Genomic DNA, 13,966 nt, shown 5'->3' with positions numbered 1-13,966 from the left:
ACCCGGGCACCAGCCCACAAAACCGCCGTCTCCAGATCCACAGCAGCCGCACGCAATTTCGCAAGAGCGCCTGCCAACCCTGCCTGACGGAAGGAACCATAAATGTCTGAATCTTTTGCCGACCTATTCGAAGAGTCCCTGAAGCGTTCCGAAATGCGCACCGGCGAGGTCATCACGGCCGAAGTCGTGCGCGTCGAACACAACCACGTCGTCGTCAACGCCGGTCTGAAGTCCGAAGCGTATGTGCCGATCGAGGAGTTCAAGAACGACAAGGGCGAGCTCGAAGTGCAGGCCGGCGATTTCGTTTCCGTTGCCATCGGCAGCGTTGAAAACGGCTACGGCGACACCATCCTCTCGCGCGACACCGCCAAGCGCCTCGCTTCGTGGCTCGCCCTCGAGAAGGCCCTGGAATCGGGCGACTTCGTCACCGGCACCACCAGCGGCAAGGTCAAGGGCGGTCTTACCGTTCTGGTCAACGGCATCCGCGCATTCCTGCCGGGCTCGCTGATCGACACGCGTCCGATCAAGGACCTGACCCCGTACGAGAACAAGACCCTCGAATTCAAGGTCATCAAGCTCGACCGCAAGCGCAACAACGTCGTGCTGTCGCGCCGTGCCGTGGTCGAAGCCAGCATGGGCGAAGAACGCGCCAAGCTGATGGAAACCCTGAAGGAAGGCGCTGTTGTCCGCGGCGTGGTCAAGAACATCACCGAATACGGTGCGTTCGTGGACCTCGGCGGCATCGACGGCCTGCTGCACATCACCGACATGGCATGGCGCCGTGTCCGCCACCCGAGCGAAGTCGTTCAGGCCGGCCAGGAAATCACCGCCAAGATCCTCAAGTTCGACACCGAAAAGAACCGTGTCTCGCTGGGTCTGAAGCAAATGGGTGACGACCCGTGGATGGGCGTTTCGCGCCGCTACCCGCAATCGACCCGCCTGTTCGGCAAGGTCACGAACATTGCCGACTACGGCGCGTTCGTCGAACTCGAACCCGGCATCGAAGGCCTGGTGCACGTCTCCGAAATGGACTGGACCAACAAGAACATCGCTCCGAACAAGATCGTCTCGCTGGGCGACGAAGTCGAAGTCATGGTCCTGGAAATCGACGAAGACAAGCGCCGCATCAGCCTGGGCATGAAGCAGTGCAAGGCCAACCCGTGGCAAGAGTTCGCGCAAAACACCAAGCGTGGCGACCGCGTCAAGGGCCCGATCAAGTCGATCACCGACTTCGGCGTGTTCGTGGGTCTGGCTGCCGGCATCGACGGCCTGGTTCACCTCTCGGACCTCTCGTGGAACGAAGCCGGCGAAACCGCCGTTCGCAACTACAAGAAGGGCCAGGAAGTCGAAGCGATCGTGCTGGCAGTCGACGTCGACCGCGAGCGCATCTCGCTGGGCATCAAGCAGCTCGACAGCGACCCGTTCACCACGTTCACCACCGTGAACGACAAGGGCCAGATCGTGACCGGCAAGGTCAAGACCGTTGACGCCCGCGGCGCTGAAATCGACCTCGGCGAAGACATCATCGGCTACCTGCGTGCTTCGGAAATCTCGCGCGACCGCGTCGAAGATGCCCGCAACGTGCTGAAGGAAGGCGACGAAGTCACCGCCATCGTCGTGAACGTGGATCGCAAGACCCGCAACATCCAGCTGTCCATCAAGCAGAAGGACATGGTCGACGAACAAGGCGCCATGGCCAACCTGAGCCAGCAGTCGGCACGCGAAAACGCGGGCACGACGAGCCTGGGCGCCCTGCTGCGCGCCAAGCTCGACAACAACGACAGCAAGTAAGCTGAGTCCGAAGACAGAGCAGGCCAGGCTCTCAGCTTGGCCACTCTGTCTTTTTTTTCGTCCACGTTTTCTCTGCACTGGCCTTATGACCCGCTCTGACCTCGTCGAAGAACTCGCAGCGCGCTTTGCGCAGCTCACGCACCGCGATGCCGAATACGCCGTCAAGACCATCCTGGACGCAATGAGCGACGCGCTGGTGCGCGGACATCGCATCGAGATCCGCGGGTTCGGCAGCTTCTCGGTCAACCGGCGTCCGCCGCGCATCGGGCGCAATCCGCGTTCGGGCGAGAGCGTGCAGATCCCCGAAAAGCGGGTGCCGCATTTCAAGCCGGGCAAGGCCTTGCGCGAGGCTGTCGATGCGAAGACCGCCGAACTCGACGCCAAGGAAGCCAAGGGCCGCAAGGCCTGATCCGCGTGGATGCTGCAAACGTAGAATGCCCCCGGCAACGGGAATGGCTATGAAATACCTCCTGTGGCTGCTCAAGGCAGCCATTTTTTTTACGCTCTTCGCCTTCGCGCTGAACAACCAGCACGACGCGACCGTCTATTTCTTCTTCGGCACCCACTGGCGCGCACCGCTGGTGCTCGTCGTGCTCGCGGCCTTTGCCGGCGGGCTCGTGGTGGGCGCCCTGGGCATGCTGCCGGGCTGGTGGAAACACCGTGCCGCCGCGGCAGCACAAGCCCCCTCGGCGACCGAAGCCCTCTCCACAACAACGGCACCGACGGCCGTGTCCGCTCCGGCGGCGGCACCGTCCATCTCCGCCACCGACCTTCCCGCCGTACGTCAACATGGACTTTGATCCCAGCTGGCTGCTGATCGGCCTGCCCGTCGCCTTCGTGCTCGGGTGGCTCGCATCGCGCTTCGACATCCGCCAGCTCAAGCTCGAGAACCGGCAGGCGCCCAAGGCCTACTTTCGCGGCCTGAACTTCCTGCTCAACGAGCAACAGGACCAGGCCATCGATGCCTTCATCGAAGCTGTGCAGAACGACCCCGACACGCAAGAGCTGCACTTCGCGCTCGGCAACCTGTTCCGCCGCCGCGGCGAATACCAGCGCGCCGTGCGCGTGCACGAGCACCTGCTCGGCCGCGGCGACCTGAGCCGCACCGACCGCGAGCGCGCACAGCACGCGCTGGCACAAGACTTCCTGCGCGCCGGCCTGCTCGACCGCGCCGAAGCCGCACTGCAGAAGCTCGAAGGCACGCGCTACGAGAACGAGGCACGCCTCTCGCTGCTCGCCATCTACGAGCGCTCGCGCGAATGGGCCCAGGCCGCCGACGTGGCGCAGAAACTGGACGAGTCCGACCAGGCCAGCTACGCCACGCGCCGCGCGCATCACCTCTGCGAGCAAGCGACCGAACGTGTGGCAGCCGGCGACTTACCCGCAGCAGCAAAGCTGCTCGCGCAGGCCGTCGAGCTCGCCCCGCAAGCGCCGCGCCCGGCCATCGACACCGCCAACCTGCAACTGCGCAACGGCGATGCAGCCGCAGCCTTCGACACGCTCGTGGCACTGAGCGACACCGCGCCGCTCGCGCTGCCCCTGTACGCCGCGGCACTGCAACAGGCGGCGGTGGCGGCGCACCGCGAAGCCGAGGCGCTCGCGCTGCTGCAGCGGCGCTATGCCGACTCGCCATCGATCGACGTGCTCGAAGCGCTGATCGCACTCGGCGGCACCCCGTCGGCGACGGCTGCCGCCGACGAGCAACAGCCGCCCGCTCCACGCGACGGCTACATCGCCCACCTCGCGCACCAGCCCTCGCTGGTCGCCGCATCGCGCTGGCTCGCGGGCGAAAAGTTCGAGCACGAGCAGTTCCATCCGCAAGTGCAGCGCGCGCTCGACCAGGCCACCCGCCCGCTGATGCGCTACCGCTGCGCCGCCTGCGGCTTCGAGGCGCACCAGTACTTCTGGCACTGCCCCGGCTGCCAGGCCTGGGACAGCTATCCGCCGCGCCGCGTCGAAGAACTCTGAGCAAGATTCCGACCACGATTCGGAACAATGGTCACCAGGGCGCAGACCTCGTCAACGCCCCTTTCCCTGGCCTCGTTGAACGCCAGCCGACGTGTTTGTCGGCTGTCAGTCATACCAACAAATCAGGGAGTTTTCAATCATGTTCAAGAAGATCCTGGCCGCCTCGGCCATGCTGTTCGCGGCCGCTTCGTTCGCTGCCGTCGACGTCAACAAAGGCACCGAAGCCGAGCTCGACGGCCTCAATGGCGTCGGACCCGCCATGTCCAAGCGCATCCTCGAGGCGCGCAAGCAAGGCGAATTCAAGGATTGGCCCGACCTCATGCAACGTGTGAAGGGCGTGAAGGAGAAGAAGGCCCAGAAGCTCTCGGCCGAAGGCCTCACGGTGAATGGCCAGGCCTTCGGCGGCGCAGCGCCCGCGGCAGCGAAGGAAGCGAAGGCCCCCAAGGCCGCCAAGCCCTGATCCCGCAGATGTAGCAACCGCAAAAGCCGCCCTCGAGGCGGCTTTTTCATGCGCGCACCAAGGCAGGGAAATGCCTCAGAGATGGCCCGGAATTTGCACGTATGCTCATTTTCGTTTTCACTTTCATACGTTCCGGAGCGCTCAATGAATCACAAGTTCGGCATTGCCCTCGCTGGCCTGACCCTCGGCGCAGCAGCCTTTGCGCAGACCAAGTGGGACCTGCCCACCGCCTACCCGGCGAGCAACTTCCACACGGAGAACATCACCCAGTTCGCAAGCGATGTCGACAAGGGCAGCGGCGGCAAGCTCAAGATCACCGTGCATGCCAACGCGTCGCTCTTCAAGGCGCCCGAGATCAAGCGCGCCGTGCAAGGCGGCCAGGCGCAGCTCGGCGAAATCTTGCTGGTGAACTACCAGAACGAATGGCAGATGTTCGGTGCCGACGGCATTCCGTTCCTGGCCGACAGCTACGACGCCGCCTGGAAGCTGTACCAGGCGCAAAAGCCCGCGCTCGAGAAGAAGCTCGCCGAGCAAGGCATCCAGCTGCTCTACACGGTGGCGTGGCCGCCGCAGGGCATCTTCGTGAAGAAGGAAATCGCATCGGCCGCCGACCTGAAGGGCGTGAAGTGGCGCGCGTACAGCCCCGCCACCGCGCGCATCGGCGAACTCGTCGGCGCGCAGCCCGTCACGGTGCAGCAGGCCGAGCTGTCGCAGGCCATGGCCACCGGCGTGATCGAGTCGTACATGTCCTCGGGCTCCACCGGCTACGACACCAAGACCTACGAGTACATCAAGAACTTCTACGACACGCAGGCGTGGCTTCCGAAGAATGCGGTGCTCATGAACAAGAAGGCCTTCGACGCGCTCGACAAGCCCACGCAGGATGCAGTGCTCAAGGCCGCGGCCGATGCCGAGAAGCGCGGCTGGGACCTCTCGAAGAAGAAGAACGTCGAATACCTCGACCTTCTCAAGAAGAACGGCATGACGGTGCATGTGCCCTCGGCGCAGCTCAAGACCGACATGAAGAAAGTCGGCGACACCATGATCAAGGAGTGGACCGAAAAGGCCGGCCCCGAAGGCCAGGCCGTGATCGACGCCTACAAGAAGATGTGATCGGGTCTAGAACTGCACCCGATGCGCAAGACGCTTGATCTTCTCTACATGAGCGCCGCCGCACTGGCGGCGCTTTTCATGATCGGCCTGCTGGTGATGGTGCTCCTGTCCATCATCGGCCGGCAACTTCACTTCAACATCCCTGGCATCGACGCCTACGCCGGCTACCTGATGGCCGGCGCGGGTTTTCTCGCGCTCGCGCACACGCTCAAGCGCGGCGAGCACATCCGCGTGACGCTGGTGCTGCAGCACCTGCCACCCGCGGCGCAGCGCTGGCTCGAACGCTGGGCCATGGGCGCCGCGGCGCTGCTCGCGCTGCTCTTTGCCTGGTACAGCGTGCGGCTGGTCTGGCAATCGCTCGACTACCACGACATCTCCACCGGCAACGACGCCACCCCGCTGTGGATACCGCAGCTGTCGATGGCGCTCGGTGCCATCGTGTTCGCTGTGGCCTCGTTCGACGAATTCGTGATCGAGTGGCGCGGCCGCCCGGCCAAGCCCATCGAGACGGAGGCGCTGCGCCATGAGTGACATCGCCATCGCGGGCCTCCTGATCGCCGCGCTCTTCCTCATCCTGGGCAGCGGCGTGTGGATCGGCCTCACGCTCTCGGGCGTGGCGTGGATCGCCATGCAGATCTTCTCGTCGCGCCCTGCCGGCGACGCCATGGCCGTGACCATCTGGGGCTCGGCCTCGAGCTGGACGCTCACCGCGCTGCCGCTCTTCGTGTGGATGGGCGAGATCCTGTTCCGCACGCGGCTTTCGCAGGACATGTTCAAAGGCCTCGCGCCCTGGATGCAAAGCCTGCCGGGCCGGCTGCTGCACACCAACGTGGTGGGCTGCGCGGTGTTCGCCGCGGTGTCGGGCTCCAGCGCCGCCACCTGCGCCACCATCGGCAAGATGAGCCTGCCGGAGCTCAAGCGCCGCGGCTACCCCGACGACATGGTCATCGGCACGCTGGCCGGGGCCGGCACGCTCGGCCTCCTGATCCCGCCCTCGATCATCATGATCGTCTACGGGGTGAGCGCGGACGTGTCGATCGCGCGGCTGTTCATCGCGGGCGTCATCCCGGGCATCCTGCTCGCGCTGCTGTTCTCGGGCTACATCGTGTTCTGGGCGCTGCGCAACCCCGACAAGGTGCCGCCGGCCGACGCGAAGCTGCCTTTCAAGGAAAAGCTCAAGGCCTCGATGTCGCTGATCCCCGTGGCGTTGCTGATCCTGTCGGTGCTGGGCTCCATCTACGCGGGCATCGCCACGGCCACCGAGGCGGCGGCCGTGGGCGTGGTCGGCGCGATGGTCATCTCGGGCGCACAGGGGTCGCTCACCTGGCACAGCTTCAAGGAAGCGCTGCTGGGCGCCACGCGCCTGTATTGCATGATGGCCCTCATCCTCGCGGGCGCGGCCTTCCTCACGCTGGCCATGGGCTACATCGGCCTGCCGCGGCACCTGGCCGAGTGGATCGGCTCGCTCGGGTTGTCGAAGTTCCAGCTCATCCTGATGCTGGCGGCCTTCTACATCGTGCTCGGCTGCTTCCTGGACGGCATCTCGATGGTGGTGCTGACCATGGGCGTGATCATGCCGACCGTCATCGCGGCGGGCATCGATCCGGTGTGGTTCGGGATCTTCGTCGTGCTGGTGGTCGAGATGGCGCAGATCACGCCGCCGGTGGGCTTCAACCTCTTCGTGCTGCAGGGCATGACGGGCAAGGACCTGCTCTACATCGCACGCGTGACGCTGCCGATGTTCTTCCTGATGGTGGCGGCGGTGCTGCTCATCTACTTCGTGCCGCAGCTGGTCACGTGGCTGCCCCAGCAGATGGCGCCCTGACAATGAGCTCGCCCCCAGGCTCCGCGCACTTCGTGTCGCTTCTCCACCCCCTACCGGGGGCAACACCTGAGGCCTGGCAAAGCCAGTTCCTCGGTGTTCCACGAAAAGAAACACGGGCTCCCGAGAGGCCGTGGATCAGGGCAACGAGTGCCCGGACAATAGGCCCATGCTGCTTCCGATTCTTGCGATCTGCGTCGGCGCCTCGGTCGGCGCCCTGGCCCGCTGGGGCCTGGCCCTCTGGTTCGGCGTTGGCGGGCTCATGCCGTGGGGCACGCTGGCGGCCAACCTGATCGGTGGCTATCTCATCGGCATCGCCATCGCCGCGTTCCAGCTGCTGCCCGACCTCGATCCGGTCTGGCGGCTCGCACTGGTGACCGGCTTCCTTGGCGGGCTCACGACGTTCTCGAGCTTCTCGGCCGAGGTCACGACCATGCTGCTCGAAGGCCGGCTCGGCGTGGCCATGCTGACGGCCTCGGCCCACCTGGGCGGCTCGCTCTTTTGCACCTGGGTGGGCATTCGCACGGTGCAGGCGTTCTCGGCCTGATCGTCCCCCCAAAACCGCCTTATGTCCTGCGGTTATAGATAAGAGCTTCCATAGGGGCCGCCGATAGAATCGACCGCAATGCCCCTGGTCTTTCTCGTCGCACTCCCTTTCATCGCCAGCGTGCTGGCCGCGTTGATGCCGTCCAACGCGCGCAACAGGGAGTCGACCCTCGCGGGCCTCGTCGCACTGGGCTGCGCCCTCCAGGTTGCATGGTTCTTTCCGCAGATCGCGCACGGCAATGTGTTGCGGCAAGAAATCGAATGGCTCCCCGCCCTGGGCCTGAACCTCGTGTTCCGCATGGACGGCTTCGCGTGGCTCTTCTGCATGCTGGTGCTGGGCATCGGCGCGCTGGTGGTGCTCTATGCGCGCTACTACATGTCGGCCTCCGACCCGGTGCCGCGCTTCTTCTCGTTCTTCCTCGCGTTCATGGGCGCGATGATGGGTGTGGTGCTCTCGGGCAACCTCATCCAGATGGTGCTGTTCTGGGAGCTCACCAGCCTGTTCTCGTTCCTGCTGATCGGCTACTGGCACCACCGGCGCGATGCGCGGCGCGGCGCGCGCATGGCGCTCACCGTCACCGGCGCGGGCGGCCTCTGCCTGCTGGCCGGCGTGCTGGTGCTGGGTCGCATCGTCGGCAGCTACGACCTCGACGTGGTGCTGGCCTCGGGCGACCTGATCCGCGCGCATGCGCTGTACCCGGTCGCGCTGGTTCTGGTGCTGCTCGGCGCCTTCACCAAGAGCGCGCAGTTTCCGTTCCATTTCTGGCTGCCGCGCGCCATGGCCGCGCCCACGCCGGTGTCGGCCTACCTGCACTCGGCCACGATGGTGAAGCTGGGCGTGTTCCTCATGGCGCGCCTGTGGCCCGTGCTCTCGGGCACCGAACAGTGGTTCTGGCTGGTGGGCGGCGCGGGCGCGATCACGCTGCTGCTGGGCGGCTTCATCGCGATGTTCCAGCGCGACCTGAAGGCGCTCCTGGCCTACTCGACCATCTCGCACCTCGGGCTCATCACGCTGCTGCTGGGCCTCAACAGCCCGCTGGCGGCCGTGGCGGCGGTGTTCCACGTCATGAACCACGCGACCTTCAAGGCCTCGCTCTTCATGGCCGCCGGCATCATCGACCACGAGACCGGCACGCGCGACATCCGCAAGCTCAGCGGCCTGATGCGGCTCATGCCCATCACCGGCACGCTGGCCATCATCGCCAGCGCCTCGATGGCCGGCGTGCCGCTGCTCAACGGCTTTCTCTCGAAGGAAATGTTCTTCGCCGAGACGGTGTTCATCCAGTCCACGCCCTGGGTCGATTTCAGTCTGCCGGTCATCGCGACCATCGCTGGCATCTTCAGCGTGGCGTACTCGGCGCGCTTCGTGTTCGATGTGTTCTTCGGCCCGCCCTGCGGCGACGAAGTGCCCAAGCATCCGCACGAGCCGCCGCACTGGATGCGCGTGCCGGTCGAACTGCTGGTGCTGATCTGCCTCGTGGTGGGCGTCGCGCCGGCGTGGTCCGTCGGGCCGATGCTGGCGGCGGCCGCCACCCCGGTCGTCGGCGGCACGCTGCCTGAGTACAGCCTGGCCGTGTGGCACGGCTTCAACCTGCCGCTCGTGATGAGCTTCGTGGCCCTCGCGGGCGGCGCGGCGCTCTACCTGCTGCAGCGCCGCCGCCGTGCGGGCGGCGGCCTCGAACACACGCCGCTTTTGCACCGCTTCGACGGCCAGGTCATCTTCGAGCACCTGCTCGCGCTCCTGAGCGAAGCCGGCCGGCGCAGCCGCCGCGTCCTGGGCACGCGCCGCATGCAGACGCAGCTCCTGCTGCTGGTGGTCGTCGCAATCGCCGGCGCCTTCGCCGCGCTGATGCAGACACCCGCGGGCACCGGCACGCGCGAGCTGCTGCCGTTCTCGCCGATGTTCGCCATGACGTGGCTGATCGGCGGCGTCTGCGCGATCGCCGCGGCCTGGCAGGCCAAGTTCCACCGGCTCGCCGCGCTGATGCTGGCCGCGGGTGCGGGCCTGGTCTCGTGCGTGACCTACATCTGGTTCTCGGCGCCCGACCTCGCACTCACGCAGCTGGTGGTCGAGGCAGTGACCACAGTGCTGATTCTCCTGGGCCTGCGCTGGCTGCCGATGCGCAGCAAGGACGTCATTCAACCCGCGCGCGCCCGCCTTCGCCCCTGGGGCCGGCGCGGGCGCGACCTGCTGGTGGCCATCGTGGCCGGCGGCGGCATGGCGGCGCTGGCCTGGGCCATGATGACGCGCACCTTCCCGCAGAGCATCTCGCCCTTCTTCCTGGAACGCGCGCTCACCGAGGGCGGCGGCACCAACGTGGTCAACGTGATGCTGGTCGACTTCCGCGGCTTCGACACCTTCGGCGAGATAACGGTGCTCGGCGTGGTCGCGCTCACCGTGTATGCGCTGCTCAGGCGCTTCCGCCCGGCCATCGAGTCGATGGCGCTGCCGCCGCAGCAGCGCGCGCAGTCGGACGACGGCAGCAGCGATCTCTTGAACCCGCGCCGCGCCAAGGACACCGCCGTGGGCTACCTGATGGTGCCGGCCGTGCTGGTGCGCCTGTTGCTGCCGCTGTCGGTGCTGGTGTCGGTCTATTTCTTCATGCGCGGCCACAACGCGCCGGGCGGCGGCTTCGTCGCGGGGCTGGTGATGTCGGTGGCACTGGTGCTGCAGTTCATCGTCTCGGGCACCGAATGGGTCGAGGAGCACCTGCGCATCTACCCGCGCCGCTGGATCGCCATCGGCCTCCTGTTCGCGCTCGCCACCGGCAGCGGTGCGGTGTTCTTCGGCTATCCCTTCCTCACCACGCACACCGCGCATCTGCACCTGCCGGTGCTGGGGGACATCCACGTGCCCAGCGCCCTCTTCTTCGACATCGGCGTGTTCGCGCTGGTGCTCGGCGCCACCATGCTGATCCTCACCGCGCTGGCCCACCAGTCCATCCGCAGCCACCGCTGGGCCGACGAACAGGCCGAGAAGGAAGCGCAGGCCGAATCCGAGGCTGTGGAGGGAGCGCACTGATGGAAATCGTGCTCGCCATCGCCATCGGCGTGCTGACCGGCTCGGGCGTCTACCTGCTGCTGCGTCCGCGCACCTTCCAGGTGATCATGGGGCTCACGCTCATCTCGTACGCGGTCAACCTCTTCATCTTCAGCATGGGCCGGCTCAAGGTCGACAGCGAGCCGGTGCTGATACCCGGCTTCGCGGCCACGCTCGCCAACACCGCCGACCCGATGCCGCAGGCGCTGGTGCTCACCGCCATCGTCATCGGCTTCGCGATGACCGCGCTGTTCCTCGTGGTGCTGCTGGCTTCGCGCGGGCTGACGGGCACCGACCATGTGGACGGCGAAGAGCGCCAGGAACAGGAAGAGGCGCGCGAATGAGCGAACTCTTCCGCCTGCTCGACCAGCTGCTCGAATTCAGCATGCCGCACCTGGTGGCGGTGCCGATCCTGGTGCCGATGCTCACCGCCGCGCTGATGCTGCTGCTGGGCGAGAACCGGCGTCGCGCCAAGTCGTTCCTGAGCGTGGTCTCGGGCCTGGTGGGCCTTCTGGCCGCACTCGCGCTGCTGCGCTGGGTGAACGCGGCCGACACCGGCGGCGGGGCGGGCTCCATCGGCGTCTACCTGCCGGGCAACTGGCGCGCGCCCTTCGGCATCGTGCTGGTGGCCGACCGGCTCTCGACCATGATGGTGGCGCTCACCGGCGTGGTCGCCTTCGCCGCCTCCATTTACTCCACCTCGCGCTGGGACCGTGCGGGCGTGCACTTCCATCCGCTGCTGCAGCTGCAGCTCATGGGCCTGAACGGCGCCTTCCTCACGGGCGACCTGTTCAACCTTTTCGTGTTCTTCGAGGTGATGCTGGCCGCCTCCTACGGGCTGCTGCTGCACGGCTCGGGGCGGCTGCGGGTGCAGGCCGGGCTGCAGTACATCGCGATCAACCTGGCGGCTTCGTCGCTGTTCCTCATCGGCGCGTCGATGCTCTATGGCGCCACCGGCACGCTGAACATGGCCGACTTGGGGCTGCGCATCGCCCAGATCGCGCCGGCCGACCGCGGCCTGGTGCACGCGGCCGCGGCCATTCTCTTCACCGCCTTCTTCGCCAAGGCCGGCGCGTGGCCACTCAACTTCTGGCTGGTGCCGGCCTACAGCGCGGCGGTGTCGCCGGTGGGTGCGGTGTTCGCGCTGCTCACCAAGCTGGGCGTCTACACCGTGCTGCGCCTCTGGACCGTGCTCTTCGCGCCCGACACCGGCGACTCGGCGGCGTTCGGCCAGGTGGTGCTGATCGGCGCGGGCATCGCCACGCTCTTCGTCGCCGCCATCGGCATCGTCGGCACGCAACGCCTGTCGAACCTCGCGGGCTTCAGCGTGCTGATCTCGGCCGGCACGCTGCTCGCGGCGGTGGGCCTCGGCCAACCGGCGGTGTGGGCCGGCGCGCTGTTCTACCTCTTGAGCTCGACGCTCGCGGTGAGCGCCTTCTTCCTGCTCACCGACATGATCGAGCGCTGGCGCAACGCCGGCATGAGCGTGGCGCCGCACGAGGCCGCGGGCAACGCGCCGTTCCTTGCGGAAGACCTGCGCGCGCTCGACGACGTGAACCTCGACGACGACGCGCAGGCGCTCTACGGCCGCGCCATCCCGGCCGGCGTCGCCTTCCTCGGCCTGAGCTTCATGATCTGCACGCTGCTGCTCACCGGGCTGCCGCCGCTGTCGGGCTTTGTCGGCAAGTTCGCGATGCTCTCGGGGCTCATGGGCGGCAGCGCGGCGATCACCGTCGCGGGCTGGACCTTCCTCGTGCTGCTGATCGCCTCGGGCTTCCTCGCGCTGATCGCGCTCACGCGCACCGGCATCCGCCACTTCTGGACCCAGCCGCACGGGAACCTGCCCTCGTTGCCCGCCGTCGAGGTGCTGCCCGTGGCCGGCCTGATCGCCGCGTGCATCGCGCTCACCGTGTGGGCCGAGCCGGTCATGCGCCATGCGATGGCCACCGCCGAGGGCCTGCGCACGGCCGGCGCCTACCGCGCGGCGGTGATGAGCGCGCGGCAGGTGCCGAATCCGCCGAAGGCCGACGCGAAGGGCGCCACGCCATGAAACGCCTGATTCCTTCGCCGCCGCTGTCGTTCGCGCTCTTCATCGTCTGGCTGCTGCTCAACCAGTCGGTCGAGGCCAGCACGCTGGTGTCCGGCGTGCTGCTGGCCATCGCGGTGCCGCTGCTGACCAAGGGCCTCCGGCCCGCCACGGTGCGCATGCGCCGCCCCGGCGTGGCGCTGAAGCTCTGGCTGGTCGTACTCTACGACATGTCGCACTCGGTGTTCGCGGTGACGCGCGCGCTGCTCAGCCGGCGCAGCGAACAGATCCAGTCGAAGTTCGTCCTCATTCCGCTGGACATGCGCGACCCCAACGGTCTCGCGGTGCTCGCGATGATCATGTGCCTCACGCCCGGCACCGCCTGGGGCGAGGTCGCCTTCGACCGCAGCGTGCTGCTGATCCACGTGTTCGACCTGGAGGACGAAGCCGCCTTCATCGCGCAGATCAAGACCCGCTACGAACGCCCGCTGATGGAGATCTTCGAATCATGACGCCCATCCTCTTCTGGTCGCTCAAGTTCGCGCTGTTCCTGCTCGCGGTGGCGATGCTCTGCGCCCTCACCCGCCTCCTGATCGGCCCCTCCGCGCAAGACCGCGTGATGGCGCTGGACTGCCTCTACATCAACGGCATGCTGATGATGCTGGTGCTGGGCATCGTCTACGCGAGCGACGTGTACTTCGGGGCCGCCATGCTGATCGCGCTGTTCGGCTTCGTGGGCTCGACGGTGATGGCCAAGTTCCTGCTGCGCGGGGAGGTGATCGAATGACCGATCCAGTGCTGGGCCCGCTGCCGCTCTGGGCCGAAATCGTCACCGCGGTGTTCGTGGTGCTGGGCGCCGCATTCGCCGCCATCGGCTCCTTCGGCCTGGTGCGGCTGCCGACCTTCTTTCGCCGCATCCATGCGCCCACGCTGGGCGCCACCGGCGGCGTGTGGTCGATGACGGTCGCCACCATCGTCTACTTCTCGGTGCAGAGCCACGGCATCTTCCTGCACGCGGTGCTGATCGTGCTGTTCGTGGCGCTCACCACGCCGGTCACCACCATCTTCCTGATGCGCGCGGCGCTCTTCCGCGAGCGGCAAAAGAGCGGCGACGTGCCTCCTTCTGCGCAGTCGGACCAGGCGCCGATCCCCAAGCGGATGGCCGAGGAAGAGTAGAAGAAGGAAGGGCTGGCCGGCCTG

15 protein-coding genes are annotated in these 13,966 nt (G+C 66.7%); all 15 read left to right on the top strand.

The features are described 5' to 3' along the window. Positions 1 to 102 precede the first annotated feature (102 nt). Positions 103 to 1,791 carry a 30S ribosomal protein S1 gene (rpsA, locus tag QF040_RS34010; RefSeq protein ID WP_012746757.1) on the top strand — a complete coding sequence of 563 codons (1,689 nt, stop codon included), beginning with the start codon at positions 103 to 105 and terminating at the stop codon, positions 1,789 to 1,791. Position 1,792: 1 nt separating this feature from the next. Then, positions 1,793 to 2,200 (top strand): integration host factor subunit beta, encoded by a 408-nt coding sequence (locus tag QF040_RS34005; protein WP_429614732.1) that lies wholly within the window; start codon positions 1,793 to 1,795, stop codon positions 2,198 to 2,200. Positions 2,201 to 2,249: 49 nt separating this feature from the next. Next, a complete protein-coding gene (locus QF040_RS34000; RefSeq protein ID WP_429614558.1) occupies positions 2,250 to 2,591 on the top strand; it encodes a LapA family protein in 342 nt (113 codons plus the stop codon). After that, positions 2,581 to 3,759, top strand: a complete 1,179-nt coding sequence (gene lapB, locus QF040_RS33995; protein ID WP_429614557.1) for a lipopolysaccharide assembly protein LapB — start codon at positions 2,581 to 2,583, stop codon at positions 3,757 to 3,759. The genes QF040_RS34000 and lapB overlap by 11 nt, the downstream gene beginning before the upstream one ends. 139 nt (positions 3,760 to 3,898) lie before the next feature. Next, positions 3,899 to 4,219, top strand: a complete 321-nt coding sequence (locus QF040_RS33990; protein ID WP_429614556.1) for a ComEA family DNA-binding protein — start codon at positions 3,899 to 3,901, stop codon at positions 4,217 to 4,219. A gap of 144 nt (positions 4,220 to 4,363) precedes the next feature. Beyond that, the gene (locus QF040_RS33985; RefSeq protein WP_013540220.1) at positions 4,364 to 5,332 is read left to right on the top strand and encodes a TRAP transporter substrate-binding protein; all 969 of its coding nucleotides are present in this window, start codon (positions 4,364 to 4,366) and stop codon (positions 5,330 to 5,332) included. A 21-nt stretch (positions 5,333 to 5,353) separates the two neighbouring features. Further along, positions 5,354 to 5,863, top strand: a complete 510-nt coding sequence (locus QF040_RS33980) for a TRAP transporter small permease (RefSeq protein WP_307599236.1) — start codon at positions 5,354 to 5,356, stop codon at positions 5,861 to 5,863. Continuing rightward, entirely contained in the window at positions 5,856 to 7,157 is a 1,302-nt protein-coding gene (locus QF040_RS33975; RefSeq protein ID WP_429614555.1) for a TRAP transporter large permease, read from the top strand. The genes QF040_RS33980 and QF040_RS33975 overlap by 8 nt, the downstream gene beginning before the upstream one ends. Positions 7,158 to 7,323: 166 nt before the next feature. Beyond that, a complete protein-coding gene (crcB, locus tag QF040_RS33970) occupies positions 7,324 to 7,701 on the top strand; it encodes a fluoride efflux transporter CrcB (RefSeq protein ID WP_306877801.1) in 378 nt (125 codons plus the stop codon). 78 nt (positions 7,702 to 7,779) lie between these two features. Continuing rightward, positions 7,780 to 10,722: a monovalent cation/H+ antiporter subunit A gene (locus QF040_RS33965; protein ID WP_429614554.1), complete on the top strand. Its 2,943-nt coding sequence runs from the start codon at positions 7,780 to 7,782 to the stop codon at positions 10,720 to 10,722. After that, the gene (locus tag QF040_RS33960; protein WP_013540215.1) at positions 10,722 to 11,084 is read left to right on the top strand and encodes a Na+/H+ antiporter subunit C; all 363 of its coding nucleotides are present in this window, start codon (positions 10,722 to 10,724) and stop codon (positions 11,082 to 11,084) included. The genes QF040_RS33965 and QF040_RS33960 overlap by 1 nt, the downstream gene beginning before the upstream one ends. Continuing rightward, positions 11,081 to 12,790, top strand: coding sequence for a monovalent cation/H+ antiporter subunit D (locus tag QF040_RS33955; RefSeq protein WP_429614553.1), 1,710 nt, complete (start codon positions 11,081 to 11,083; stop codon positions 12,788 to 12,790). Before QF040_RS33960 ends, QF040_RS33955 begins: the two co-directional genes overlap by 4 nt. Continuing rightward, entirely contained in the window at positions 12,787 to 13,278 is a 492-nt protein-coding gene (locus tag QF040_RS33950) for a Na+/H+ antiporter subunit E (RefSeq protein WP_307599242.1), read from the top strand. The genes QF040_RS33955 and QF040_RS33950 overlap by 4 nt, the downstream gene beginning before the upstream one ends. Further along, entirely contained in the window at positions 13,275 to 13,553 is a 279-nt protein-coding gene (locus QF040_RS33945; RefSeq protein ID WP_013540212.1) for a K+/H+ antiporter subunit F, read from the top strand. Before QF040_RS33950 ends, QF040_RS33945 begins: the two co-directional genes overlap by 4 nt. Continuing rightward, entirely contained in the window at positions 13,550 to 13,942 is a 393-nt protein-coding gene (gene mnhG, locus QF040_RS33940) for a monovalent cation/H(+) antiporter subunit G (RefSeq protein WP_013540211.1), read from the top strand. Before QF040_RS33945 ends, mnhG begins: the two co-directional genes overlap by 4 nt. The last annotated feature ends 24 nt before the right edge of the window (positions 13,943 to 13,966 follow it).

Source organism: Variovorax sp. W2I14, assembly GCF_050435205.1.
GTDB lineage: Bacteria > Pseudomonadota > Gammaproteobacteria > Burkholderiales > Burkholderiaceae_C > Variovorax > Variovorax paradoxus_C.
The sequence above is the reverse complement of the archived record's forward strand: the minus strand, read 5'-3'. Positions and strand labels throughout refer to the sequence as shown.

Excerpts from the sequence above, each read along its gene's own strand:
- rpsA (WP_012746757.1), top strand. The coding sequence starts at position 103 with ATGTCTGAATCTTTTGCCGACCTATTCGAAGAGTCCCTGAAGCGTTCC.
- lapB (WP_429614557.1), top strand. The coding sequence starts at position 2,581 with ATGGACTTTGATCCCAGCTGGCTGCTGATCGGCCTGCCCGTCGCCTTC.
- QF040_RS33985 (WP_013540220.1), top strand. The coding sequence starts at position 4,364 with ATGAATCACAAGTTCGGCATTGCCCTCGCTGGCCTGACCCTCGGCGCA.
- QF040_RS33960 (WP_013540215.1), top strand. The coding sequence starts at position 10,722 with ATGGAAATCGTGCTCGCCATCGCCATCGGCGTGCTGACCGGCTCGGGC.
- QF040_RS33975 (WP_429614555.1), top strand. The coding sequence starts at position 5,856 with ATGAGTGACATCGCCATCGCGGGCCTCCTGATCGCCGCGCTCTTCCTC.
- QF040_RS33965 (WP_429614554.1), top strand. The coding sequence starts at position 7,780 with ATGCCCCTGGTCTTTCTCGTCGCACTCCCTTTCATCGCCAGCGTGCTG.
- crcB (WP_306877801.1), top strand. The coding sequence starts at position 7,324 with ATGCTGCTTCCGATTCTTGCGATCTGCGTCGGCGCCTCGGTCGGCGCC.
- QF040_RS33950 (WP_307599242.1), top strand. The coding sequence starts at position 12,787 with ATGAAACGCCTGATTCCTTCGCCGCCGCTGTCGTTCGCGCTCTTCATC.
- QF040_RS33980 (WP_307599236.1), top strand. The coding sequence starts at position 5,354 with ATGCGCAAGACGCTTGATCTTCTCTACATGAGCGCCGCCGCACTGGCG.
- QF040_RS33955 (WP_429614553.1), top strand. The coding sequence starts at position 11,081 with ATGAGCGAACTCTTCCGCCTGCTCGACCAGCTGCTCGAATTCAGCATG.
- QF040_RS33990 (WP_429614556.1), top strand. The coding sequence starts at position 3,899 with ATGTTCAAGAAGATCCTGGCCGCCTCGGCCATGCTGTTCGCGGCCGCT.
- QF040_RS34000 (WP_429614558.1), top strand. The coding sequence starts at position 2,250 with ATGAAATACCTCCTGTGGCTGCTCAAGGCAGCCATTTTTTTTACGCTC.
- QF040_RS33945 (WP_013540212.1), top strand. The coding sequence starts at position 13,275 with ATGACGCCCATCCTCTTCTGGTCGCTCAAGTTCGCGCTGTTCCTGCTC.
- mnhG (WP_013540211.1), top strand. The coding sequence starts at position 13,550 with ATGACCGATCCAGTGCTGGGCCCGCTGCCGCTCTGGGCCGAAATCGTC.